This is a genomic window from Thiohalobacter sp. COW1 (assembly GCF_016629505.1).
Taxonomy (GTDB): domain Bacteria; phylum Pseudomonadota; class Gammaproteobacteria; order Thiohalobacterales; family Thiohalobacteraceae; genus Thiohalobacter; species Thiohalobacter thiocyanaticus_A.
This window is the reverse complement of sequence record NZ_AP024239.1, coordinates 893,940-915,413: the sequence shown is the minus strand read 5'-3', so window position 1 is coordinate 915,413 and position 21,474 is coordinate 893,940. Positions and strand designations below refer to the sequence as shown.

Below are 21,474 nucleotides of genomic sequence, written 5' to 3'. Positions count from 1 at the left end.
CCCAACCTACAATGCCGCCGGGATTGTTGTCACTCTTATGGCCTGTATACTAACGACAAATACCGATTCCAGGCCAGCGATACCATGAGCATCCATTATCCCGGCCCGGCCAGCGCCGCATTTGAACAGGACTGGCGGCGCTTCGACCGCGAGCACCTCTGGCACCCCTACAGTTCGCTGACGCAGCCGATCACCGCCTATCCGGTGGCCTCTGCCAGTGGCACCCGCATCCGGCTCGAGGACGGCCGCGAGCTGATCGACGGCATGGCCAGCTGGTGGTCAGCCATCCACGGCTACAATCATCCGGTACTCAACGCCGCCGTCCGCGACCAGCTCGACGCCATGGCGCACGTCATGTTCGGCGGCCTGACCCACCGGCCCGCGGCGCGTCTGGGTGCCACCCTGCTCGACATCACCCCGGAGCCGCTGCAGCATGTCTTCTTCGCCGATTCCGGCTCGGTGTCGGTGGAGGTCGCCATCAAGATGGCGCTGCAGTACTGGTTCGCGCAGGGGCATAACCAGCGCAACAAGCTGCTGACCATCCGTGCCGGTTATCACGGCGATACCTTCGGCGCCATGTCGGTGTGCGATCCGGTCGGCGGCATGCACCATCTGTTCACCGGTGTGCTGCCGCAGCATCTGTTCGCCCGCATGCCGGACTGCCGCAATGACGAGGAGTGGCGCGAGTCCCAGATCGTGGAATTGAAACAGCATCTGGAGCACGCCGGCCACGAGATCGCGGCGGTGATCCTCGAACCCGTCGTGCAGGGGGCGGGCGGCATGCGCTTCTACTGTCCCGAATTCCTGCGCCGGGCGCGCGCCCTGTGCGATGCCCACGACGTGCTGCTGATCTTCGACGAGATCGCCACCGGTTTCGGCCGTACCGGCGAGTTGTTCGCCATGCACCACGCCGATGTGGTGCCCGATATCCTGTGCCTGGGCAAGGCCCTGACCGGCGGCTACATGACCCTGGCCGCGACCCTGTGCAACGCGCGGGTGGCCGAGGGCATCAGCAATCACGACCCCGGCGTATTCATGCACGGGCCCACCTTCATGGCCAACCCGCTGGCCTGCAGCGTGGCGCAGGCCTCGCTGGAGTTGCTGCTGGAATCGGATTGGAAGACGAATATCGCCCGCATCGAGTCCGCGCTGGAAACCGGTCTCTCCCCCTGCCGGGAACTGGAACAGGTGCGCGACGTGCGGGTGCTGGGCGCGATCGGGGTGGTGGAGCTGATCCATCCGGTGGACATGCACACGCTGCCCGAGGCCTTCGTCCAGCGCGGGGTCTGGGTGCGCCCCTTCCGCAACCTGGTGTATGTGATGCCGCCCTACATCATCAGTGATGACGAACTGGCGACCCTGACCGGGGCGATGTGCGAGGTGGTGCGGGAGTGTTGCTGAGTAGTTCAGGCCCAGGCGGTGTGTAACGCAGAGGACGCGGAAACACGGAGGCGCAGAGTCTGATGGGGAAAAGCAAGGACCGTCATTGCGAGGAACGAAGTGACGTGGCAATCTCCAATCGGTTGCTATTGCCGCATGAGATTGCCACGCTGCGCTCGCAATGACGGGTCATATTTTTCCTTATGTAAGCGTCTTTAGCCTTGATATTCCTTAGCGCCTCCGCGCCTTAGCGCCCTCCGCGTTGCCAGCGCCACACCCCAGTCAACATCGCCAACTCAATCCCGATACCGCTTCACCATATCTCCATAGGCATCGATGCGCCGATCGCGCAGATAGGGCCAGAGCCGGCGCACCTGCTCGCTGCGGGCCAGGTCGATGTCGACGACCAGGGTCTCGGTCTCCCCGCCGGCGCGGGCCAGGATCTCGCCCTGGGGGCCGGCGACGAAGCTGCCGCCCCAGAACCGGCTGCCGGCGGTCTGGCCGGAGGGGTCGGGCTCGAAGCCGACCCGGTTGCAGGCCAGCACCGGAAGATTGTTGGCCACGGCGTGGGCGCGCTGGACCGTCTCCCAGGCCTCGCGCTGGCGCTGTTGCTCCTCGGGGGTGTCGTCCGGGTCCCAGCCGATGGCGGTGGGGTAGAGCAGCAGTTCGGCGCCGGCCAGGGCCATCAGGCGCGCGGCCTCGGGATACCACTGGTCCCAGCACACCAGCACCCCCAGCCGGCCGACGGCGGTGTCGATGGGGGTGAAGCCGAGATCGCCCGGGGTGAAGTAGAACTTTTCGTAATAGCCGGGATCGTCCGGGATGTGCATCTTGCGATAGCGTCCCGCCAGCCGGCCGTCGGCGTCCAGCACCACCGCGGTGTTGTGGTACAGGCCGGCGGCGCGGCGCTCGAACAGGGAGGCGACGATCACCACGCCGAGCTCGGCGGCCACAGCGCCAAGCCGATCGCTGCTCGGGCCGGGAATGGGTTCGGCCAGGTCGAAGTGGCGCGTCTCCTCGGTGACGCAGAAGTAGCGGCTGTTGTGCAATTCCTGCAGCAGCACCAACCTGGCCCCGCGCCCGGCGGCCTCGCGTACCCCCGCGAGCATGGTTTCCAGGTTGGCAGCGGTGTCTTCGCCGCAGCCGCGCTGCACCAATCCCACTGTCAGGGTCCGTGTCATACCGGTTCCTTCACGTCGCCCAGCACCCCGCGCGGCAGTTGCATGGTGACACAATGCAGGCTGCCGTACTGGCGGATCAAGGGACGGCAGTCCAATGCGACCAGCTCGCGGTCGGGGAAGGCGGCGGCCAGACGCTCGCATGCCAGCGCGTCCTGCGGATCACCGTACACCGGCACCAGCACGGCCTGGTTGAGAATCAGGAAATTGGCATAGGTCGCGGGCAGGCGCCGGCCTTCGTCGTCCCGGATCGGCGCCGGCAGGGGCAGGGGAATGAGCGTGTAGGGTTTGCCATCCGGCCGCCTGAGGGCCTCGAGTTCGCGCTGCATCTCCTGCAGCGGCACGTAATGATGATCGGCCGGGTCCTCGCACTGCACATGGGCGATGGTGTGTTCGTCGCAGAAGCGGGCGAGGGTGTCGATGTGGCCGTCGGTGTCGTCGCCCTCCAGTACGCCGTGTTCCAGCCACAGGATGCGCTCCACACCCAGGTGCCCGCGCAGCCGCTGTTCGAGTTCGAAGCGGTCCAGTCCGGGATTGCGTCCGGGGCTGAGCAGACAGGACACCGTCGTCAGCAGGCTGCCGGCGCCGTCGACCTCGATGCTGCCGCCCTCGAGCACCAGATCGACCGGTTCCCGCGGGGTGGCGCCGAAGGCCCCGGCCTCGGCCAGGCGGGCGGTGATGCGGTTGTCGAGTTCGGCGGGGTACTTGCCGCCCCAGCCGTTGAAGTTGAAGTCCAGCAGTACCGGCCGGCCGGAACGCTGCACCGTGATCGGTCCGTGGTCACGGGCCCAGCTGTCGTTGGAGGCGGCCACATAGAGCTCGACCCGGTTGAGGTCGGCGCAGGAGTGCATCAGCAGATCGGCGACGTGGGCGCGGTGGTCGTCGTCATGGCAGGCGATCAGCGCGGTCTCGCGCTGCGCGATCTCGCAGGCCAGACGCGCGAACAGGGCGTCGACCTGGTCGATGTGGGCGGCCCAGTCGCCGTGATAATGCGGCCAGGTCAGCATGACCGCATCCTGCGGGGCCCATTCGGGCGGGAGGTAGGGACGGGTCATGCGGGGCAGGGTGAGGTCAGGGCTGGTCGCGGTGCACCACCGCGTGGATGACGCGGTCGTGCTCGAAATAGACAGTGAAATCCGGATAGTCCCAGCGGGTGATGGGCGGCTCGCCGATGGCGGCATGCGCCTCGCGCGGCGCCCCGAACCGGCTGCGCACGCTGTCCATCGAACTGCTCCGGGACGGGGTCTGCACCGAGGCGCTCTCTTCGACGGCCTTGATCAGCAGGACCTCGGCCCGGGCGGGCAGGGCCAGCAGCGTCAGGGCCAGGATGGCGAACAGGGGCGAAAACCGGTACATGGTTGAATCTCCTTGCAAAGCAGGCTTGGCGGCAACTATATCACGGCCCCTGTGGAATGCGAATCAGGCAGCATGCCGGTCCGCGGGCGGCGGTAAAGTCCCGCCCGCTGGTGCCGACATAGCTGGCATGAGCCGTTCCCGGATTCGCCATTGCTGGTTTATCGCCCTGGGACTGGGGCTGGGCATACCGGCCGCCCCGGCGCAGATCCCTGCCCAACACTATCAGGCGGATTTCGAGACCGCAGACTGGCGGGTGCAGGCTGACGGACGCGCCTGCGCACTGAGCCATGAGGTGCCGGGCTTCGGCTCGGTCCGCTTCGTCCAGCGCTGGGCCGAGCCGCTGCGCTTCCAGGTGCAGGTGCCGATGGCGATCACCGACTATACCGCCGTCACCATCCGCTCGATCCCCGCCCCCTGGCAGCACCATGCCCAGGGCCGTGATATCGGTCGGGTGCCGGTCGCCGGCACCATGCAGCCGCTGGATCTGCGCGGTGCCACGGTGCGCACCCTGCTGCACGAACTGGAGCAGGGGCACTTCACGCGGCTGGACTGGCAGCCTGTCCAGGCCGCGGCCGAACCCCTGGCGGTGACGGTCTCGGCGGTGCGGTTGCGCCAGGCCCTGCCGGCGTTCCAGCGCTGCCTGGCCGGCATCATGCAACTCGATTTCATGCCGAGCGGCGAATACAGCGTGACCTTCGACAGCAATTCGACCCGCCTGGGCTATCTGGCCCGACGCGCGCTGGAACCGGCGGTGCAGCGTTACAAGGCCGGCCGCGGCATCACGCGTGTGGTGGTCGCCGGACACAGCGACCGCAGCGGCACGGCCATGGCCAACGAGAGGATCTCCCTGGCGCGTGCCCGCGCGGTGCGCGACTACCTCACCCGGCGCGGCATTCCCGCCAGCCGCATCGAGGTGCGCGGCTACGGCGAGCGCTGGCAGCCCGATCCCGGTAATCCGGCCGGCAACCGCCGCGCCACGGTCTGGCTGGTGGAGAAATAACCCCACGCCGAGCCGGCAACTGCGGGACCGTCCGCTGCCCTGAACACCCGCGCGATTCGCAATCACACGGAAGTGTGGTTTAATCCGCGCATGTTTCGCCCCTACGAAATCTTCATCGGGCTGCGCTATACCCGCGCCAAGCGTCGCAACCACTTCATCTCCTTCATCTCGCTGGTTTCCATCCTCGGCATCGCGCTGGGCGTAACCGCGCTGATCACGGTGCTGTCGGTGATGAACGGCTTCGAGAACGAATTGCGCACCCGCATCCTGGGCATGGCCTCGCACGCCACCATCAGCACCGCCGGCGGCGGCATCGACGACTGGGAAGGCATTGCGCGTCAGGTGACGCAGCATCCCGAGGTGATCGGCGCCGCGCCCTTTGTTCGCGGCGAGGCCATGCTGGCGTTGAACGAGCGGGTCAGCGGGGCCATGCTGCGCGGCATCCTCCCGGACCGGGAGGGGGCGGTCTCGGACGTGGGCGAACACATGAAGCTGGGCCGGCTCGGGGATCTGCGGGCCGGCGAGTACGGCATCGTGCTGGGCAGCGAGCTGGCCTACAGCCTGGGGGTGCAGGTGGGCGATCGTGTCACCGTCATCAGTCCGCAGGCCACCGTCACCGTCGCCGGGGCGCTGCCGCGGCTGCGCCGTTTCACCGTGGTCGGCCTGTTCGAGGTGGGCATGTACGAATACGACCGCGGCGTGGCCCTGGTGCATATGCAGGATGCGGCGAGGCTGTTCCGACTCGACGGCCAGGCCAGCGGGCTTCGGCTGCAGCTGCGCGACCTGTTCGAGGTCAAGCGGGTGGTCGCCGAGTTGAGCCAGGAACTGCCGGTACGCTACCGGCTGTCCGACTGGACCCGCGAACATTACAACTTCTTCCGCGCCATCCAGACCGAGAAGCGGGTCATGTTCGTGATCCTGGCCCTGATCGTCGCGGTGGCGGCGTTCAATATCGTCTCCACCCTGGTGATGGTGGTCACGGACAAGCAGGCCGACATCGCCATCCTGCGCACCCTGGGCGCGACCCCGGCCTCGGTGATGGCGGTGTTCACCATTCAGGGACTGGTCATCGGCATCTTCGGCACCCTGCTGGGCATGGCCGGCGGCATCGCCCTGGCATTGAACGTGGAGACCCTGGTGCCGGCCATCGAGCGCCTGTTCCAGGTCGAGTTCCTGCCGGCCGATGTCTACTACATCAGCAACCTGCCCTCGGATCTGAACTGGAACGACGTCTGGCGCATCAGTTCAGTGGCCTTCGTGCTGAGCCTGCTCGCCACCCTGTATCCGGCCTGGCGGGCCTCGCGCACCCAGCCGGCGGAGGCATTGCGCTATGAATGACGCAGGCATGCCGGTGGTCGAGTGCCGCAATCTGGGCAATACCTTCATCCAGGGGCAGTACCGGGTGGAAGTGCTGCGCGGGGTGGATCTCACGGTGGCGCCGGGGGAACGCCTGGCGGTGGTCGGCGCCTCGGGCAGTGGCAAGAGCACGCTGCTGCATCTGCTCGGCGGACTGGATATCCCCAGCGCCGGCGAGATCCGGGTCGACGGCCGGCTGATCAACACGCTGAGCGACCGCGACCGCGGCCTGCTGCGCAACCGGGCGCTGGGTTTCGTCTACCAGTTCCATCATCTGCTGCCGGAGTTCAGTGCGCTGGAGAATGTCGCCATGCCGCTGTTGATCCGCGGCGAGCCGGTACACAGTGCGCGCGACCAGGCCGCCCGGCTGCTGACCCAGGTCGGGCTGGGCGGGCGGCTGCGGCACAAGCCGGGCGAACTGTCCGGCGGCGAGCGTCAGCGCGCGGCGCTGGCCCGGGCGCTGGTCACGCGGCCGCGCTGCGTGCTGGCCGACGAGCCGACCGGGAACCTGGACCGGGCCACCGCCGAGGAGGTCTACAGCCTGATGCTGGAACTGAACCAGGAATTCGACATCAGCTTCGTGATCGTCACTCATGACCCGTCGCTGGCCGCGCGCATGGACCGGGTGGTGGAACTGGTCGACGGGAAGATCAGTTACGAGGGAGAGTAGGATGGGTGGAGCGCAGCGCAACCCATCATGACGCGGTGAAACGATGGGTTGCGGCGCACCGCGCCTTCACCCATCCTACGAGAGTTCCCTCGGCACCGGCATCTTTTTGCGCCGATAGCGGCGAATGACATACAGGCGCCACAACAAGCGCACGCAGACATAGCCCAGGGCCGCCGCCAGCACGCCGGCGATCAGGCTGCCGAGCAGCAGCGGTTGCCACACACTGCCCAGGGTGTGCAGGGCGTCCCAGGTCAGGGTGAAATCCAGTTTCACCGGCGGCTCGCCCAGCAGCCAGGTACCCAGCCGATAGGTGGAATAGAATACCGGCGGCATGGTCAGCGGATTGGTGGTGAAGATCAGCACCACCGTTGCCGGCAGATTGACCCGCAGCCAGATCGCCAGCAGGGGACCGAGCAGCAGCTGGCCGGGGATCGGCAGCAGGGCGCAGAACAGGCCCAGCGCCACGCCGCCCGAGATCGAGCGCCGGTTCAGGTGCCACAGGTTCGGGTCATGCAGCCGGTGGCCGAAGCGGCGCAGCTGCGGATGATCGCGCAGCTTGACCGCGTCCGGCAGATATTTTCTTATCAGGTGTCTGGGCATGTCCTCTGCACCCGACCGGCAGGGAGGCCGGCCGCATCAATAATTCCTTGCAACGTGTTCAGGGACGAACATGTATCGCTACGCCATCGCCTTTCTCGGCGGCACCCTGTGCCTGCCCCTGTGCTTCAGCCGTCTGCCCGACCCGGTGTGGGGCTGGGCGCTCGGCGCACTCCTGCTGTTCAGCCTGGTGCGACGCCGGTTCCAGCTGGCCGCCGTCCTGGCCGGCCTGGCCGGCTTCTGGTGGCAGGCAGCGGTGCAACTGCAGTCCCAGCTGCCGCCGGCGCTCGAAGGCGAAGATATCATCCTGGTCGGCACGATCGATGACATCCCGGCCCGCGGGCCGCGGGTGCTGCGGTTTCCCTTCCGCGTCGAGGGACGCGAAGACGCGCCTCTCCCTATAGCGTTCCCGCGGCGCCTGCGCTTGAGCTGGTACGACCCGCAGCAACTGCCGCGGGTGGGGGAACGCTGGCGACTGCGGGTGCGGCTGAAGGCCCCCTGGAGTTTCCGCAACCCCGGCGGCTTCGATTACGAGGCCTGGCTGTTCCGCCAGCGCATCGGCGCCACCGGCTATGTGCGGGATCAGGCCGGCGAACGCCTGGGCGGACCGGCCTGGTACCGGCCGGTGGCCTGGCGTCAGGGTGTCCACGCGGCCCTGGAGGAACGGATGCGGTCGCGTCCGGGCGGGGCGGTGGTCCTGGCGCTGGCGCTGGGCGCCCGCCACGGGCTGACGGATGCGCAGTGGGAACTGTACCGGCTGACCGGCACCAGTCACCTGATGGCCATTTCGGGGCTGCACGTGGGGCTGGTCGCCGGGCTCTGCTTCGGCCTGGTCCGGCTGCTCTGGGCGGCCAGTCCGGCGCTGGTGAGGCGGCTGGCCGCGCCCCGGGCCGCAACCCTGGCGGCCATGAGCGGGGCCCTGGGCTATGCCGCCCTGGCCGGTTTCTCCATCCCCACCCAGCGGGCGCTGATCATGGTCTGGCTGGTCTGTGCCGCCCTCTGGCTGCAGCGTCAGCTGCATCCGCTGAATACCCTCGGGCTGGCCCTGATCCTGGTGCTGCTGCACGACCCGCTGGCGGTGCTGGGCAGCGGGTTCTGGCTGTCGTTCGGGGCGGTGCTGCTGCTGGTGCTGTTCCATCTGTGCCTGCGCCAGGCCGGGCCGGCCGCCACTCCCGCAGGGCGTTTCCGGCGCCTGGTCCAGGCCCAGCTGCTGCTCAGTCTCGGGCTGATGCCGCTGACCGTCCTCAACTTCCATACCGTCGCCTGGCTCTCCCCGCTGGCCAACCTGATCGCCATTCCCTGGGTCAGTCTGCTGGTGGTGCCCCTGACCCTGCTCGGTGTCGCGTTGTTCGCGCTGGCGCCCGGGCTGGGCGAGGCCCTGTGGGATCTGGCCGGGCTGGCCTACAGCGGCCTGGAATGGCTGCTGGTCCGGCTGGCGGCCCTGCCGCTGGCCGACCTGCATCTGGCCCGGCCAATGTGGGCAGTGGTCGCCGCCCTGGCCGGCATTCTCGGTCTGCTGCTCTGGCGCGGGCAGCCCCGGCACCGGTGGGCATTGCTGCTGTTGTTCCTGCCGCTGCTGCTGTATCCGACCCCGCGGCCGCCGCTGGGCACGGCCTGGGTGGACGTGCTGGACGTGGGTCAGGGCCTGGCCGTCGTGGTGCGTACCCGCAGCCACACGCTGGTCTACGACACCGGCCCCCGCTTCACCTCCGGACTGGACACCGGTGCCGCCGTGGTCGCGCCCTTCCTGCGCACGGTGGGGCGTACGGATGTCGACGCCCTCATCGTCAGTCATGGCGACAACGATCACAGCGGCGGTGCGCCCGCGCTGATCGCCGCCTTCGATCCGGTGCGGATACTCTACAGCGATCCGCCCGCGCCGGCCCCGCGGGCCAGGCCCTGCCGCGACGGCCAGGCCTGGAACTGGGATGGCGTGGACTTCCGCCTGCTGCATCCGGCCGACGCCGGCAGCGACCGCAACGATGCCTCCTGCGTGCTGCTGGTCGAGTCGGCGGCCGGCGCCCGACTACTGCTGCCGGGCGATATCGAGGCCGGAGCGGAATATGCGCTGCTGCGCCGGCACGCTGCCAGCCTGCGGGCCGAGGTGCTGGTGAGTCCGCACCACGGCAGCCGCACCTCGTCGACGCCGGCTCTGGTCCGGAGCGTGGCGCCGGGTCTGGTGATCCATCCGGCCGGGCGCGGCAATCGGTACGGCTTTCCGCATCCCGACGTCACCGCGCGCTATGCGGCAGTGGGCGCACGCCAGCCGATCAGCGGCTGCAGCGGCGCGCTGCAGCTGCATCTGGACGCGGCGGGCGAGGTACCGGCGCCGCCGGGTTACCGCGAACGCGCCCGTCGCCTGTGGCATCGGCCGGATCCGGGTTGTGCTCCAGCCCCCTCACCCTGACCCTCTCCCACCAGGGAAAAGGGGAGGTCTCGGAGACGGCCGAGCGAGACAGCATTGGTTTCCTTCTCCCCTCAGCGGGAGGGGGCCGGGGGGAGGGGGCAAGAGTGATGCATGAGCAGGCCCGAACCCGTATCATACGACGGGTTTACGGAAACCTTGCGAGGGATGCCACGTGCTGGAACTGGTCAAAGCCGGCGGCTGGCTGATGCTGCCCATCATCGCCTGTTCGGTCATCGCCCTGGCGATCATCGGCGAACGTCTGTGGATGCTGCGCATGCGCCGGGTGGTACCGCGGCATCTGGTCGCCCAGGTCTGGACCTGGATCCGCGACCAGCAGCTGGACAATGTCCATATCCATTCCCTGCGCACCGGCTCACCCATGGGCCGGGTGCTGGCCGCCGGGCTGGTCAACCGCCACCATGACCGCGACGTCATGCTGGAGGCAATCCAGGACACCGGCCGCCACGCCGCCCTGGAACTGGAGCGCTACCTCAACAGCCTGGGCACCATCGCCGCCATCACCCCGCTGCTGGGCCTGCTCGGCACCGTGATCGGCATGATCAAGGTGTTCTCGGTCATCACCACCCAGGGTGTGGGCGATCCCGGCGTGCTCGCCGGCGGCATCTCCGAGGCGTTGATCACCACCGCCGCCGGCCTGACCGTGGCCATCCCCAGCCTGATGTTCTATCGCTACTTCCGCGGCAAGGTCGACATGCTGGTGGTGCGCATGGAGGAGGAATCCATGAAGCTGGTCGAGGTGATGCAGGGCGAGCGCGAGGCCGACATCGAAGGCGGGGAAGCGGCATGAAGCTGCGCACCCGCGAGCGGGCCGAGCCCGATGTCAATCTCACGCCGCTGATCGACGTCGTCTTCCTGCTGCTGATCTTCTTCATGATCTCGACCACCTTCGAGCGCGAGGCCCAGCTCAAGGTGGATCTGCCCGAGGCCAGCACCGAGGCGGCCGAGGCCCCGCCCGAGCGGCTGGAGGTCACCATCAAGGGCAGCGGCGATATCTACATCAACGATCAGCAGGTGGTGAACAACAAGCCCGAGACCATCAAGCGCGCCATCGAGGAACTGCTCGGCGACAAGCGCGATCTGCCCATGATCATCCGCGCCGACAGCGACAGCGCCCTGCAGTACGCCGTGACGCTCATGGACATCGCCCGCCAGCTCGAGATCAGGCAGGTGTCGCTGGCCACCGTGCAGACCGACGCCGGGCAGTGATGGCGGCTTCGGCCTGGGCCGACTACCGGCGGCTGCTGGCCTATGTCCGGCCCTACTGGAAGCCGTTCCTGCTCGCCAGTCTGGTGATGGCGGTCTACGGCTCCACCGACGCCATGTTCGCCGCCCTGATGAAGCCCATGCTGGACGAGGGCTTCGTTGCCCGCGATCCGGACATGATACGGCTGGTGCCGCTGCTGCTGATCCTGCTGTTCGTGTTCCGCGGTCTGACCGGCTTCGCCGCCAACTATGGCATGAACTGGATCGGCCGCCGGGTGATCGAGACCTTGCGCGGCGAGCTGTTCCGCAAGCTGGTGCGCCTGCCCGTGGCCTTCTACGACCGCAGCACCACCGGCGATCTGGTCGCGCGGCTGATCTATCACGTCGAGCAGGTCGCCCAGGCCAGCACCAACGCCGTCACCATCCTCATCCGCGACAGCTTCACCGTGCTGTTTCTGCTCGGCTGGATGTTTCTCATCAACGGCTGGCTGGCGCTGCTGTTCGTCATCATCGGCCCGGTGATGGCCGTGCTCATCCGCAGCGTCAGCCGCCGCCTGCGTGAGGTGAACCGCCGCATCCAGAACTCCATGGGCGATGTCACCCACCTGGCCGAGGAGGCCGTGGCCGGCCAGCGGGTGGTCAAGGCCTTCGGCGGCGAGGCCACGGAAATCGCCGCCTTCGATGCCGTGAACAGGAAGAACCGCTCCCTGCAGATGAAGATGATCGCCACCAGCACGCTCAGCGTGCAGCTGGTGCAACTGCTGGGCGCGATCACCTTCGCCCTGGTGATCTGGCTGGCCACCCGGCACCCGGCCGCGGGTACGATCAGCGCCGGCGACTTCGTCTCCTTCATCACCGCCATGATGCTGCTGATGCCGCCGCTCAAGCGCCTGGCCAGCGTCAACGCCAGCCTGCAGCGCGGCATCGCCGCCGCCTCCAGCCTGTTCGGCCTGCTCGATGCCGAACCCGAGGCGGACACCGGCACCCATGCCTGCCGCCGGGCGCAGGGGCGGCTGGCATTCGAGGACGTGCGCTTTCGCTACGATGCCGACCAGCCGCCGGTGCTGGACGGCGTGAGCTTCACCATCGAACCCGGCCAGACCGTGGCCGTGGTCGGCCGCTCGGGCAGCGGCAAATCAACGCTCGCCAATCTGATCCCGCGCTTCTACGAACCCGAGTCCGGCCGCATCCGCCTCGACGGCGTGGACCTGCACGACTACCGCCTGGCCGACCTGCGCCGCCAGATCGCCCTGGTCGGCCAGGAGGTGGTGCTGTTCAACGACACCGTCGCCCGCAACATCGCCTACGGCCAGTGCCAGGACGCGCCGCGCGCGGCCATTGAACGCGCCGCCGAACTGGCCAGCGCCATGGACTTCATCCGCGAACTGCCGCAGGGCCTGGACACCCCGGTGGGCGAACACGGCCTGCTGCTCTCCGGCGGCCAGCGCCAGCGCATCGCCATCGCCCGCGCCCTGCTCAAGGACGCGCCGATCCTGATCCTGGACGAGGCCACCTCGGCCCTGGACAGTGAATCCGAACGCGCCATCCAGGCCGCGCTGGAACGGCTGATGCAGGGCCGCACCACCCTGGTCATCGCCCATCGCCTGTCCACGGTGGAGCGGGCCGACTGCATCCTGGTGCTGGACCAGGGGCGGGTGGTGGAGGCCGGCCGCCACGCGGAACTGCTGGCGCGCGAGGGGCACTACGCCAGCCTGTACCGGCTGCAGTTCAGTGACCGCGGCATTCCCCCCGCATGATCTGGAACCGCCTCTGGTACGAAGGCCATCCCCTGGCGCTGGCGCTGACCCCGCTGGCGCTGCTGTACTGCGCGGCGGTATGGCTGCGCCGCCAGGCCTACCGCCTGGGCCTGCGGCGCGTACACCGGATGGGCGTGCCGGTAATCGTGGTCGGCAATATCACCGCCGGCGGCACCGGCAAGACCCCGCTGATCGCCTGGCTCGCCGCCCGGCTGCGTGAGCAGGGCTACCGGCCCGGCATCATCGCCCGCGGCTACGGCGGCAGGGCCCGCCACTGGCCGCAGCAGGTGCGCCCCGACAGCGACCCGCGCACGGTCGGTGACGAACCCGTGCTGCTGGCCCGGCGCACCGGCTGTCCCATGGCCGTCGGCCCGGACCGCGTCGCCGCCGCCCGCGCGCTGCTGCAGCACAGCGACTGCGACATCCTGATCAGCGACGACGGTCTGCAACACTATGCCCTGGCCCGCGACATCGAGATCGCCGTGGTCGACGGCGACCGCCGCTACGGCAACGGCCTGTGCCTGCCCGCCGGCCCGCTGCGCGAACCCCGCTCGCGGCTGCAGGAAGTGAATCTGATCGTCTGCCACGGCACCCCCGGCCGCGGCGAGTTCGGCATGCACTATGTCGCAGGGCAACTGATCAATGTGCACGACCACGAGCAGCGTCTCGATCCCGACCAACTCCGCGGCCGGCAAGTAGATGCAGTCGCCGGCATCGGCCACCCCGAGCGCTTCTACCGCCTGCTGGAACGCCAGGGCCTGAACTGCCGCAAACAACGCAGCTTCCGCGATCATCACGCCTACAGCGAGACCGACTTCGACTTCGCCGACGCCCACACCCCCGTCGTCATGACCGAAAAGGACGCCGTCAAATGCGAACGCCTGGCCCGGGACAACCTCTGGTACCTGCCCATCCAGGCCGAACTCGACCCGCGCCTGGAAACCCGCCTGCAGCGTCTGCTCCCTCAGTCCCGTCATCCCCGCGAAGGCGGGGATCCAGTGACCACAGCGGTATCTGGATCCCGGCCTACGCCGGGATGACGTTGAGAGGCAACACAACCGCGCTCTATACAACCATCAGAACGCCTTAGACGAACCCCCTGAATGCGTTACACTATCCCCACGCAATAACCACCCCCGGACACACCCATGGACAAAAAACTCCTCGACATCCTCGTCTGCCCCCTGTGCAAGGCCCCCCTGGTCTACCTCAAGGCCGAACAGGAACTCATCTGCCGCGGAGACCGCCTGGCCTATCCCATCCGCGACGACATCCCGGTCCTGCTTGCCGACGAGGCCCGCGAACTCGGCCCGGAAGAAGAGGTCCCCGAAGGCCCCAAGACGGCATGAGCTTCAAGGTCGTCATCCCGGCGCGCTACGCCTCCAGCCGCCTTCCGGGCAAGCCGCTGCTGGAGATCGCCGGGCGCCCCATGCTCGAACACGTCTACCGCCGCGCCTGCGAAAGCGGGGCAGGGGAGGTCATCGTCGCCACCGACGACGACCGCATCCGCGAAGCCGCCGAAGCCTTCGGCGCCGGCGTCGCCATGACCGCCGCCGACCATCCTTCCGGCACCGACCGCATCGCCGAAGTCGCCGAGGTCCGCGACTGGCCCGCCGACACCATCGTCGTCAATCTCCAGGGCGACGAACCGCTCATGCCCCCCATCCTGATCCGCACCGTCGCCGACGATCTCGAGGCCCACACCGGCGCCGACATCGCCACCCTGTGCGCCCCCATCGACTGCGCCGAGGACTTCTTCGACCCCCATATCGTGAAAGTGGTGCGCGACCGCCGCGGCTACGCCCTGTACTTCAGCCGCGCCCCCATCCCCTGGGACCGCGACGAGTTCGCCACCGGCAGCAGGACCCTGCCCGAGGGCGTGCCCCACCTGCGCCACATCGGCATGTACTCCTACCGCGCCGGCTTCCTGCAGCACTACCGCCAGCTGGAACCCGCGCCCATCGAGAACAGCGAGATGCTGGAACAGCTGCGGGCGCTGTGGCACGGTGTACGTATCCATGTCGCTGATGCGCCGGAGACGCCGGGGCATGGGGTGGATACGCAGGCTGATCTGGAACGGGTAGCGGGACTGCTGGCAGCGGAGTGAACGCCGGCGTTGAATCAGTGGCGAAAACCGAGTTGGAGTGAGTGAAACCCCTTTACACGCGGTCGCGATTATTGGCTGCAACACCAAAAACGCCGTCATCCCCGCGCAGGCGGGGATCCAGTATCTCCGACAGGAGAGATGCCTTACAAGATCGATCCATTGTGAGGTAATCATGCATTGGGATGTCACAAAAGTACGCCCACTGGACGACTACCAGATTTATGTCGAGTTGGAGGACGGTCGCAAGGACATATTCGACCTCAAGCCGTATCTGGATCATGGAGTGTTCAGAGAACTCAGGGATAAGGAGTATTTTTCCAGAGTCGGCATCGTGCTAGGGGCGGTCACTTGGCCGCATGAGCAGGATATTGCGCCAGAGACACTGATTTCAGGATTGAAGCCAGTAGAGCATAAACAAAACTTTGGCCAAACATGAATCGAATCGAGAAATATACTCTGACCCCAGATATCCCGGATATCGCAGGCTTGATGAAGCGTAATCAAATCAGTGCATGAATTAAATTGATGACTTATACCAAAGAAGAAGTAAAGGAGGGGAAGGGATGATAGCAGTGGGAGTAAATCAGGAAACGGGTGAGACATACAAAGTAGATTCTGACGAAATCGACCGTGAATATATTGAATCAATGTCGACATTTAGAAAAGCAGATACTGATATTAAGAAACAAATCGATAACCTGGATATATCGGCAGATGCAAAATCGTTGCTCTATGCATTTTCAAGCGCCACGATAAAGGCTGGCGAGTACATCGTTAAGATAGGAAGAAAAATCATAGACTATGTATGCAGGATATTGGACGAATTTCCGAACACATCATTCGGCATGGTATTTGGCGCTATTGCGGGCTTTCTGGTCTCGTCAATTCCGCTTCTCGGTGTTGTGCTGGGGCCTTTAGTGGCACCGATTTTAATGGCGTTCGGCCTGTTTGGCGGATTGATGGAGGATTTGAAGGACAAGGCATTAGCAAGAAAAATCTCGGAGATTAATGGCAAATTCACTCCTCTGCGTGCGTAGGGAATCGTCGTGGAGCAAAAAGATAATAATCAATGGTTCCATGGTATAGATACAATCATTGATGAACCGCTAAAATTCAAGGCAAGGCTTTCTATCGGTGAGAACGCTTACGCGTCACTCAGGGTAAAGAACAAGGTGATAGAAATCTGGGATGCACTTGGTGCGGCATCTACAGGTGCAGCCATTGCGCAATCATCAGCCGTGGCATCAACTTTTTTTGCACCAAGCTGGTTTCTTTCTGCTTTAGGGGTTGGAGCGGCGGCGACTCCCATCGGATGGGTTGTTGCGGCGGGATTGTTTACAGGCGGCGCCTGGGTGGGAATCAGTCGGTATGTAAAGAACAATACCAGCAGTCGCGTCACAGTCATTCCTCAATTCATTAATACACCGATGGACGTTCTGGCGCTTGCCTTATTTGACCTTATCGCGCCTTTGGCCCTGAGAGTGGCAATCATTGATGGTGAAATTGACGAGTCAGAGAAAATATCGATAACTAACAGTTTTATTAATGATTGGGGGTATAACGAAGAGTTTGTCAATGAGGGGCTTTTATTCATTGAATCCAATATATCTGAATTTTCTATAGCAGAGCTCGCGAGCAGTCTGGCGGAATACAAGAAGGAAAATCCTGATTGCAGTTACGATGATATGTCAAAAGAAATTTTGCATCTTCTCAGGGAAGTGATCGAGGCAGATGGGAGGCTTGATGAAAGGGAGGATATGGCGATTGAGCGTATTGAGCGAGTCTTCAAGGAAGTTAATAAACTAAAATTTAAATCGAGGATAAAATCAATCCTCGAAAAGCTTGGCACCAAAAAATTCCATCGAGCACGTCCGGATCATTAAATATTAACGGGTACATAGAATCCGGGAATCCGGGGACAGTATATTTATTTATAGCCATAGGCCATCCCTGGCCATCATGAGAGTGTATGGATTGAGTATACTGTCCCCGGAATCCGTCGGAAACATGGGCATCCAAAGAAGCTTAAGTAAGCGCCATTCGGGTCAATACTCATTTCCAGATAATATGCCGCGATGAATTCTTCTGAAATCAAACGTGGCGGGGTCAGGTCTTGCATTGCAACACGCGAATGCTTGATTGCAAGACCTGACCCCGTTAGTAAGACCTGACCCCGTTAGTAGCGTTAGTAGCAGTAGCGTAACTACAAAAATAAAAAAATAAAGGGGTCAGTACCCTTTTATTCTAAACTCTGATGGATGGCCTTTAATAAAGGGGTCGGCACCCTTTTCATACAGAAATGGGAACTAACTCCTTAAACGTTGCATATTCCCTTTCAAAAGACTTAGGAAGTGACATGATAAGATTATTAGCTTTAATTGCAATTGTATCAATTTTAGGCGGTTGCGCATCAAGCCCAATCAAAATGGGGAACTATACACATAGTCAGAAAGTAAATTACCCAGAGAAAGGTGTCTCGGTCATAAAAGGCTTGGGTGATCGCCTTGTTGCCAAAGGCACAAAAACTACAGGCCCTGCTCTGCAAGTGACACAGCCAATTCAATTTAATAAAGAAGAAAATGAATCATCCATTATGACCTGCGCATTAACAGTTATGCCTGGCTCTTATTTTAAGAGGGGAATATATTATAAGGACAATAGCAATGCTGATTGCTATGGGCCTGTAAATTACCAGGTAACTCTTGCAGATGGCACTACAAACTGGAACTGTCAAGGCCGGACCTTTGTTGGGGATATATGCTCACGCAACGATGGTAGTTATATTTTAGTAAACTCAATGGCAAGCTTCCCATTAAAGCAAGATTTTCAATATTTAAATAAGGGTGAGAAAGCTGTGCAGTACCAAGATAATTTCATACAAGAGCTCATTTATAATGGAAGGGTCGGTAATAATTTAAAATTTATATATAGAGAATTTTCAAACGACACCATCAGGCCGGCTTTTAGCCAAGATGTTCAATATGATTTAAATGAGTCAAACATAATTGGATTTAAAGGGCTTCGCTTGAAAGTAATTAATGCAACAAATACAGAGATAGAGTACATTCTTCTCAACAATTTCTAAAACGATCATACAAGATGCATCGAACTAAATCCGATGGCAGCTGAATGTTGCGTTAACTGCCGGTGTTCTGGTCGATACGATACGTTAACCCTATAGCCATAAATAATGCGAAATAATGGGGTAAATAATGGGATCAGTACCCTTTTCACGTAGCAGGGTCAGGTCTTGTATTGCAACACGCGAATGCTTGATTGCAAGACCTCACCCCGTTGTTAACGGGTAATACATATTTTATGCTGAAGATGGTGAACACCCATTAAAACCCAACCCCTCTTCAAGGTCTGTATATTTACACAACAGGAAACAGATGGTGCCGAAGCAGATTAGAAGGGAGGGCGGTAGCGTCAATTATCTTTTGCTATTTGTGATCATTCTGATAGCAGTAGTCATTGGCAACCTGGCATCGGACTGGATCGAGCTGAAGTGGGTTGAATATCAAACGGCGCAGGCAATGTCTTCACTCAATGACGAAATGAAGGGTGCAGCACAAGAATGGCACCAGCGCAAGCTTCGTCATCAACGCCAGACGCAGGAAGAAAGAAAACGGAGCGCTACAGGGGTGAAGCTGGAAAGAGCATGCACCGATTGGACGCGGGCGGACGAGGAATACAATTCATATACCACGCAGACTGGTCGCGAGAAGCACTGCACAAACTATCGCAAGTTTATTCAATCGGGCATAATCCCGCGATCTAAGTGAATAATGGGGCAGCGCCCTTCATATCCCGGAATTCCTGAAAAAAGATATTTTGATGACCATGAACGGAAATGATCCTGACAGCCTGTACAAGACCTTATTGGAGTCGACCAAGGCCATCCCCTGGAAGATCAACTGGCAGACCAAGGAGTTCGAGTACATCGGGCCCCAGATCGAGAAGTTGCTGGGCTGGACTCAGGACAGCTGGGCCACCGCGCAGGACTGGATCGATCGGATTCATCCGGAAGACCGCGAGGAGACCGCGAACCTGTGCGTCTCCCAGTCCGAGCATGGCATCGATCATGAGGCCGATTACCGCGCCCTGACGGCCGACGGCGGCTATGTGTGGGTGCGCGACGTGGTGCATGTCATCCGCGAGAACGGCGTCACCACCGCCCTGGTCGGCTTCATCTTCGACATTTCCGAGCGCAAACGGATGGAAGACGTGCTGGTCAGGCTGAACAAGCAGCTGGAGTCGCTTTCGTTCAATGATGCGCTGACCGGCGTCGCCAACCGGCGGATGTACGATCAGACCATGGCAGCGGAGTGGGCCCGCGCGCAGCGGCATCAGGAGCCCCTGTCGCTGATCGTCCTGGATATCGACCATTTCAAGGCATACAACGACTGCCACGGTCATGTCACGGGCGATGACTGCCTGAAGACCGTCGCAAGCCTTCTGGAGGGGGTATCGTCACGCTCCACGGACCTGCTGGCCCGTTACGGCGGTGAGGAGTTCGTGCTGTTATTGCCCGATACCGATGCGCACGCGGCCCGGGCGATCGCGGAACGCTGCCGGCAGGCCGTTGAGGACAAGCAGATCCCGGTCGAGAACGGCATTGTGACGATCAGTGCGGGCGTCAGCACCCTGGTGCCGGCGGCCGACACGGATCCGTCGATGATTCTGGAGGCGGCGGACAGGATGCTCTATCTTGCCAAACAGCGCGGGCGTAACCGGGTCGAATGCAGCGCTCCGCCCGGCGATGAGGCCGCCGCCAGGCTTGGTGTAATTGACGGCGCCAAATGAAACGATCAACGCGACCGGATGTGAAGTTTGCATAGCAAATACTTCCAACTGCAGCTGTCCACCTCCGCCGGAATCTCCCTGCACGATGTCACACCGCAGATCCGCGACTGCCTGGCCGACAGCGGCATCGGCAACGGCTTTGTCACCGTCACCTCCCGGCACACCACCACCGCCCTGACCATCAACGAGAACGAGGCGCGGCTGCTGGAGGATGTGAAGGCCTTCTTCACCCGCCTGGTCCCGCCGGGGGATGAATACCTGCATAACGATATCCAGCTGCGGGACTGTCCGCCGGACGAGCCGGAGAATGCGCATTCGCATCTGGTGGCGATGCTGCTGGGCAGTTCGGAGGTGGTGCCGGTGAGTGAGGGGCGGCTGGTGCTGGGGCAGTATCAGTCTGTGCTGCTGGTAGAGCTGGATGGACCGCGGGAGCGGACGGTGGCGGTGCAGGTGGTGGGGGAGTGAGGCGACATCAGGTAAAATTCTACCGTCATTGCGAGTACCCAGAGGGCATAAACGGAGCGTGGCAATCTCACACGGCAGACTCAGCTGTTTGGAGATTGCCGCGTCACTTCGTTCCTCGCAATGACAAGGATATAAGGACGCAATGACGGGGTAGGCGGGGTGTCTTACTTCTCCTGCAGCGCCTCGAACAGCAACTCGATGTCCGGGTTCGGGTTGCGCTCGCGGTCGTAGAGGGGGATGGTGCGGGTCTGGGCGACGCGGCGGGTGGCGTCGCCGAACTGGTTGGCCTGGATGGTCTTGTCCATGCCCAGGCATTCGACCACGACACAGGCTTCATCCTCCAGCACTTCCATGATGCGGCAGGCGCGGTCCTGCACCTGCACCACCTGGCCAATGGCGTTGCGCAGGCGCTGCAGGTCGTCGTTCGATTCGTGCTCGGATTCACTGTTCATTCCCGGATATTCAGCCATTCTTTCCGCCGATGCAACTGCCCGGTGCGGCCTGCCTTCCCGAGGGTAAGTTATTGTTTTAGAATATGCGAATCTGGATTTACAGCAGTAACGGAATGAGACGACAGGTATGAGTGATCAGAACAAGGTGCGGGTGTTGTTCGTGTGCATGGGCAACATCTGCCGCTCGCCCACGGCGCAGGGCGTATTCGAGAAGGTGGTCGAGGAGGCCGGTCTGGGGCACCGGATCGAGATCCATTCCGCCGGGACCCATGCCTATCATGTGGGTGAACCGCCGGATACACGCGCCCAGGAGGCCGCCAGCAAACGCGGTTATGACCTGTCCGCGCAGCGTGCGCGCAAGGTGCAGGTCGAGGACTTCATCGAATTCGACTATGTGCTGGCCATGGATCGCAGCAACTATGCCGATCTGCAGGAACTGGTGCTGCCGGATTACGAACAGCGCCTGAAGCTGTTTCTGGAATTTGCCCGGGAACTGCAGGACACGGATGTGCCGGATCCCTACTATGGCGGCAGGCAGGGCTTCGAGCGGGTGCTGGACCTGATCGAGGCGGCCTCGCAGGGGCTGCTCGAACACATCCGCATCGAGCACAAGCTCTAGCAATCAGGTAGGTCGGGTTAGCCCGTCAGGGCGTAACCCGATATGAGCCGTGCCAGGCCTGTGGGTTACGCTTCGCTAATCCGACCTACAGTACTCGAAC

At 63.0% G+C, this 21,474-nt stretch carries 24 protein-coding genes; 19 read left to right on the top strand and 5 right to left on the bottom strand.

The window, feature by feature from the left end; all coding sequences use genetic code 11:
* The first annotated feature begins 84 nt into the window (after positions 1 to 84).
* On the top strand, positions 85 to 1,401 hold the full coding sequence (gene bioA / locus COW1_RS04300; protein WP_201345536.1) for an adenosylmethionine--8-amino-7-oxononanoate transaminase: 1,317 nt from the start codon (positions 85 to 87) through the stop codon (positions 1,399 to 1,401).
* Between the two features lie 275 nt (positions 1,402 to 1,676).
* Here the strand turns inward: bioA and COW1_RS04295 are convergent, their stop codons facing one another.
* The 3 genes from COW1_RS04295 to COW1_RS04285 all read right to left on the bottom strand — a co-directional run bounded on the left by COW1_RS04295 (position 1,677) and on the right by COW1_RS04285 (position 3,914).
* Positions 1,677 to 2,561: a carbon-nitrogen hydrolase gene (locus COW1_RS04295; RefSeq protein ID WP_096366306.1), complete on the bottom strand. Its 885-nt coding sequence runs from the start codon at positions 2,559 to 2,561 to the stop codon at positions 1,677 to 1,679.
* Positions 2,558 to 3,565 carry an agmatine/peptidylarginine deiminase gene (locus COW1_RS04290; RefSeq protein ID WP_369801195.1) on the bottom strand — a complete coding sequence of 336 codons (1,008 nt, stop codon included), beginning with the start codon at positions 3,563 to 3,565 and terminating at the stop codon, positions 2,558 to 2,560. Before COW1_RS04290 ends, COW1_RS04295 begins: the two co-directional genes overlap by 4 nt.
* 64 nt (positions 3,566 to 3,629) lie before the next feature.
* On the bottom strand, positions 3,630 to 3,914 hold the full coding sequence (locus COW1_RS04285) for a hypothetical protein (protein ID WP_096366308.1): 285 nt from the start codon (positions 3,912 to 3,914) through the stop codon (positions 3,630 to 3,632).
* A gap of 127 nt (positions 3,915 to 4,041) precedes the next feature.
* Here COW1_RS04285 and COW1_RS04280 point away from each other — a divergent pair, with 127 nt between their 5' ends.
* The 3 genes from COW1_RS04280 to lolD all read left to right on the top strand — a co-directional run bounded on the left by COW1_RS04280 (position 4,042) and on the right by lolD (position 6,940).
* The gene (locus tag COW1_RS04280; protein ID WP_201345535.1) at positions 4,042 to 4,914 is read left to right on the top strand and encodes an OmpA family protein; all 873 of its coding nucleotides are present in this window, start codon (positions 4,042 to 4,044) and stop codon (positions 4,912 to 4,914) included.
* Between the two features lie 90 nt (positions 4,915 to 5,004).
* A complete protein-coding gene (locus COW1_RS04275) occupies positions 5,005 to 6,252 on the top strand; it encodes a lipoprotein-releasing ABC transporter permease subunit (protein ID WP_201345534.1) in 1,248 nt (415 codons plus the stop codon).
* Complete coding sequence (gene lolD, locus COW1_RS04270) at positions 6,245 to 6,940, top strand: lipoprotein-releasing ABC transporter ATP-binding protein LolD (RefSeq protein WP_201345533.1); 696 nt, start codon at positions 6,245 to 6,247, stop codon at positions 6,938 to 6,940. The genes COW1_RS04275 and lolD overlap by 8 nt, the downstream gene beginning before the upstream one ends.
* 75 nt (positions 6,941 to 7,015) lie before the next feature.
* Here lolD and COW1_RS04265 read toward each other — a convergent pair whose 3' ends face one another.
* Positions 7,016 to 7,540 carry a DUF2062 domain-containing protein gene (locus COW1_RS04265; RefSeq protein WP_096366312.1) on the bottom strand — a complete coding sequence of 175 codons (525 nt, stop codon included), beginning with the start codon at positions 7,538 to 7,540 and terminating at the stop codon, positions 7,016 to 7,018.
* Positions 7,541 to 7,610: 70 nt separating this feature from the next.
* Between COW1_RS04265 and COW1_RS04260 the strand changes: the two genes are divergently transcribed.
* The 14 genes from COW1_RS04260 to COW1_RS04195 all read left to right on the top strand — a co-directional run bounded on the left by COW1_RS04260 (position 7,611) and on the right by COW1_RS04195 (position 20,303).
* Positions 7,611 to 9,944, top strand: a complete 2,334-nt coding sequence (locus COW1_RS04260; protein WP_201345532.1) for a DNA internalization-related competence protein ComEC/Rec2 — start codon at positions 7,611 to 7,613, stop codon at positions 9,942 to 9,944.
* A 172-nt stretch (positions 9,945 to 10,116) separates the two neighbouring features.
* Positions 10,117 to 10,752: a MotA/TolQ/ExbB proton channel family protein gene (locus COW1_RS04255; protein ID WP_172844281.1), complete on the top strand. Its 636-nt coding sequence runs from the start codon at positions 10,117 to 10,119 to the stop codon at positions 10,750 to 10,752.
* Positions 10,749 to 11,171, top strand: coding sequence for a biopolymer transporter ExbD (locus COW1_RS04250; RefSeq protein ID WP_096366314.1), 423 nt, complete (start codon positions 10,749 to 10,751; stop codon positions 11,169 to 11,171). The genes COW1_RS04255 and COW1_RS04250 overlap by 4 nt, the downstream gene beginning before the upstream one ends.
* Positions 11,171 to 12,925, top strand: a complete 1,755-nt coding sequence (gene msbA / locus COW1_RS04245) for a lipid A export permease/ATP-binding protein MsbA (RefSeq protein WP_201345531.1) — start codon at positions 11,171 to 11,173, stop codon at positions 12,923 to 12,925. Before COW1_RS04250 ends, msbA begins: the two co-directional genes overlap by 1 nt.
* The gene (gene lpxK, locus COW1_RS04240) at positions 12,922 to 13,965 is read left to right on the top strand and encodes a tetraacyldisaccharide 4'-kinase (protein WP_201345530.1); all 1,044 of its coding nucleotides are present in this window, start codon (positions 12,922 to 12,924) and stop codon (positions 13,963 to 13,965) included. The genes msbA and lpxK overlap by 4 nt, the downstream gene beginning before the upstream one ends.
* 108 nt (positions 13,966 to 14,073) lie before the next feature.
* Complete coding sequence (locus tag COW1_RS04235; RefSeq protein ID WP_201345529.1) at positions 14,074 to 14,274, top strand: Trm112 family protein; 201 nt, start codon at positions 14,074 to 14,076, stop codon at positions 14,272 to 14,274.
* The gene (gene kdsB, locus COW1_RS04230) at positions 14,271 to 15,032 is read left to right on the top strand and encodes a 3-deoxy-manno-octulosonate cytidylyltransferase (protein WP_201345528.1); all 762 of its coding nucleotides are present in this window, start codon (positions 14,271 to 14,273) and stop codon (positions 15,030 to 15,032) included. The genes COW1_RS04235 and kdsB overlap by 4 nt, the downstream gene beginning before the upstream one ends.
* Positions 15,033 to 15,069: 37 nt before the next feature.
* The gene (locus COW1_RS04225; protein ID WP_242466491.1) at positions 15,070 to 15,468 is read left to right on the top strand and encodes a DUF2442 domain-containing protein; all 399 of its coding nucleotides are present in this window, start codon (positions 15,070 to 15,072) and stop codon (positions 15,466 to 15,468) included.
* A gap of 127 nt (positions 15,469 to 15,595) precedes the next feature.
* Positions 15,596 to 16,069 (top strand): hypothetical protein, encoded by a 474-nt coding sequence (locus COW1_RS04220; protein WP_201345527.1) that lies wholly within the window; start codon positions 15,596 to 15,598, stop codon positions 16,067 to 16,069.
* Positions 16,070 to 16,078: 9 nt separating this feature from the next.
* The gene (locus COW1_RS04215; protein ID WP_201345526.1) at positions 16,079 to 16,915 is read left to right on the top strand and encodes a TerB family tellurite resistance protein; all 837 of its coding nucleotides are present in this window, start codon (positions 16,079 to 16,081) and stop codon (positions 16,913 to 16,915) included.
* 473 nt (positions 16,916 to 17,388) lie between these two features.
* Positions 17,389 to 18,117: a hypothetical protein gene (locus COW1_RS04210; protein ID WP_201345525.1), complete on the top strand. Its 729-nt coding sequence runs from the start codon at positions 17,389 to 17,391 to the stop codon at positions 18,115 to 18,117.
* A gap of 307 nt (positions 18,118 to 18,424) precedes the next feature.
* Positions 18,425 to 18,817 carry a hypothetical protein gene (locus COW1_RS04205; RefSeq protein WP_201345524.1) on the top strand — a complete coding sequence of 131 codons (393 nt, stop codon included), beginning with the start codon at positions 18,425 to 18,427 and terminating at the stop codon, positions 18,815 to 18,817.
* 58 nt (positions 18,818 to 18,875) lie between these two features.
* On the top strand, positions 18,876 to 19,838 hold the full coding sequence (locus COW1_RS04200; RefSeq protein WP_242466490.1) for a sensor domain-containing diguanylate cyclase: 963 nt from the start codon (positions 18,876 to 18,878) through the stop codon (positions 19,836 to 19,838).
* Between the two features lie 27 nt (positions 19,839 to 19,865).
* Positions 19,866 to 20,303: a secondary thiamine-phosphate synthase enzyme YjbQ gene (locus COW1_RS04195; protein ID WP_201345522.1), complete on the top strand. Its 438-nt coding sequence runs from the start codon at positions 19,866 to 19,868 to the stop codon at positions 20,301 to 20,303.
* A gap of 164 nt (positions 20,304 to 20,467) precedes the next feature.
* Here the strand turns inward: COW1_RS04195 and COW1_RS04190 are convergent, their stop codons facing one another.
* On the bottom strand, positions 20,468 to 20,755 hold the full coding sequence (locus tag COW1_RS04190; protein WP_201345521.1) for a hypothetical protein: 288 nt from the start codon (positions 20,753 to 20,755) through the stop codon (positions 20,468 to 20,470).
* Positions 20,756 to 20,882: 127 nt separating this feature from the next.
* On the opposite strand from COW1_RS04190, the gene COW1_RS04185 reads away from it, so the two are divergent.
* Positions 20,883 to 21,374 carry a low molecular weight protein-tyrosine-phosphatase gene (locus COW1_RS04185; RefSeq protein WP_201345520.1) on the top strand — a complete coding sequence of 164 codons (492 nt, stop codon included), beginning with the start codon at positions 20,883 to 20,885 and terminating at the stop codon, positions 21,372 to 21,374.
* Positions 21,375 to 21,474: the final 100 nt, after the last annotated feature.

Excerpts from the sequence above, each read along its gene's own strand:
- COW1_RS04295 (WP_096366306.1), bottom strand. The coding sequence starts at position 2,561 with ATGACACGGACCCTGACAGTGGGATTGGTGCAGCGCGGCTGCGGCGAA.
- COW1_RS04205 (WP_201345524.1), top strand. The coding sequence starts at position 18,425 with ATGGTGCCGAAGCAGATTAGAAGGGAGGGCGGTAGCGTCAATTATCTT.
- lolD (WP_201345533.1), top strand. The coding sequence starts at position 6,245 with ATGAATGACGCAGGCATGCCGGTGGTCGAGTGCCGCAATCTGGGCAAT.
- COW1_RS04185 (WP_201345520.1), top strand. The coding sequence starts at position 20,883 with ATGAGTGATCAGAACAAGGTGCGGGTGTTGTTCGTGTGCATGGGCAAC.
- COW1_RS04220 (WP_201345527.1), top strand. The coding sequence starts at position 15,596 with ATGATAGCAGTGGGAGTAAATCAGGAAACGGGTGAGACATACAAAGTA.
- COW1_RS04235 (WP_201345529.1), top strand. The coding sequence starts at position 14,074 with ATGGACAAAAAACTCCTCGACATCCTCGTCTGCCCCCTGTGCAAGGCC.
- COW1_RS04190 (WP_201345521.1), bottom strand. The coding sequence starts at position 20,755 with ATGAACAGTGAATCCGAGCACGAATCGAACGACGACCTGCAGCGCCTG.
- COW1_RS04285 (WP_096366308.1), bottom strand. The coding sequence starts at position 3,914 with ATGTACCGGTTTTCGCCCCTGTTCGCCATCCTGGCCCTGACGCTGCTG.
- COW1_RS04200 (WP_242466490.1), top strand. The coding sequence starts at position 18,876 with ATGAACGGAAATGATCCTGACAGCCTGTACAAGACCTTATTGGAGTCG.
- bioA (WP_201345536.1), top strand. The coding sequence starts at position 85 with ATGAGCATCCATTATCCCGGCCCGGCCAGCGCCGCATTTGAACAGGAC.
- kdsB (WP_201345528.1), top strand. The coding sequence starts at position 14,271 with ATGAGCTTCAAGGTCGTCATCCCGGCGCGCTACGCCTCCAGCCGCCTT.
- COW1_RS04275 (WP_201345534.1), top strand. The coding sequence starts at position 5,005 with ATGTTTCGCCCCTACGAAATCTTCATCGGGCTGCGCTATACCCGCGCC.
- msbA (WP_201345531.1), top strand. The coding sequence starts at position 11,171 with ATGGCGGCTTCGGCCTGGGCCGACTACCGGCGGCTGCTGGCCTATGTC.
- COW1_RS04250 (WP_096366314.1), top strand. The coding sequence starts at position 10,749 with ATGAAGCTGCGCACCCGCGAGCGGGCCGAGCCCGATGTCAATCTCACG.
- COW1_RS04280 (WP_201345535.1), top strand. The coding sequence starts at position 4,042 with ATGAGCCGTTCCCGGATTCGCCATTGCTGGTTTATCGCCCTGGGACTG.
- COW1_RS04260 (WP_201345532.1), top strand. The coding sequence starts at position 7,611 with ATGTATCGCTACGCCATCGCCTTTCTCGGCGGCACCCTGTGCCTGCCC.
- COW1_RS04210 (WP_201345525.1), top strand. The coding sequence starts at position 17,389 with ATGATAAGATTATTAGCTTTAATTGCAATTGTATCAATTTTAGGCGGT.
- COW1_RS04290 (WP_369801195.1), bottom strand. The coding sequence starts at position 3,565 with ATGCTGACCTGGCCGCATTATCACGGCGACTGGGCCGCCCACATCGAC.
- COW1_RS04265 (WP_096366312.1), bottom strand. The coding sequence starts at position 7,540 with ATGCCCAGACACCTGATAAGAAAATATCTGCCGGACGCGGTCAAGCTG.
- lpxK (WP_201345530.1), top strand. The coding sequence starts at position 12,922 with ATGATCTGGAACCGCCTCTGGTACGAAGGCCATCCCCTGGCGCTGGCG.